General features: G+C 41.8%; 1 protein-coding gene. It reads right to left on the bottom strand.

What is annotated here, in order from left to right; all coding sequences use genetic code 11:
* Positions 1-65: 65 nt before the first annotated feature.
* Positions 66-656, bottom strand: a complete 591-nt coding sequence (locus ACNOHI_RS24665; RefSeq protein ID WP_161973352.1) for a type II CAAX prenyl endopeptidase Rce1 family protein — start codon at positions 654-656, stop codon at positions 66-68.
* Positions 657-846: the final 190 nt, after the last annotated feature.

The raw sequence follows: 846 nt of genomic DNA on the forward strand, positions 1-846 counted from the left end.
CTTACAGCATGTTTCACCTGCTTCAAATGTAATAACAATAAATTAATCTTCCTGCTGGAAAGGGATTAATCGAATAAGAAGCGAATAGAGATGGCGGCTCCGTTAAATAAAGCATGAAGCGACACAGCATACCAGAAACCCAGCTTTATCCTGGTGTACCCAAGCACCAATCCGCCGAAGATCTGGGAGAGCACATATAAAAATCCTATATAGGCCACCGAATGCCAGTTGCTGAAGTTCGAAAGATGGACGAGTCCGAATATGAGAGTGACATAATAGAAAAGAATACCGTAATTCTCTTTCCATTTTCTAAAGACCAGGGTAGTTCTCTGTTTCAGAGTGTATTTCATCGCAATAAAAAAGACAACAGATACCGGAATCGCAATTTGCCACATTACAAAGCTAAAAATTGCGACGATTACGCTGATAAAAATCAGGTAGATGCTGCCTCTGACCTTTCTGAGGGGCAGACGGAAGATCGTTTCTTCAAAAACAGGGGCAAGAAGTACGGGAAAGAAGAAACCGTAAAAAATGCCGTTCAAATCCTCTGCTATATGTTTCCCGGGATCCGGAAGTACATGACAATGTATGAGGTAATCAAGCAGGAAGGCGGTAGATAAACCAACGATAGCGTCGAGTATCAGAAGTCGAAACATTATTTTCAGCTTACCCTGATGCCGCAGGCCGGTACTTCTATAGTCCGGGCTCTTTAAGAAAACTAAAAAACTTCGGAAAGTTTCTTCCCATGAGACTTAAGATGTTGTCCGGAAGCATGAATCATGATTTAGTGGCCTTTGGGAAATAATTTAATTTCATCTGAACGAACAGCCAGCGATGTGATCGTTG

Origin of the sequence: Noviherbaspirillum sp. ST9 (assembly GCF_048799745.1) — a bacterium.
GTDB lineage: Bacteria > Pseudomonadota > Gammaproteobacteria > Burkholderiales > Burkholderiaceae_D > Noviherbaspirillum.

Coding starts and splice junctions, on each gene's coding strand:
- ACNOHI_RS24665 (WP_161973352.1), bottom strand. CDS start 656: ATGTTTCGACTTCTGATACTCGACGCTATCGTTGGTTTATCTACCGCC.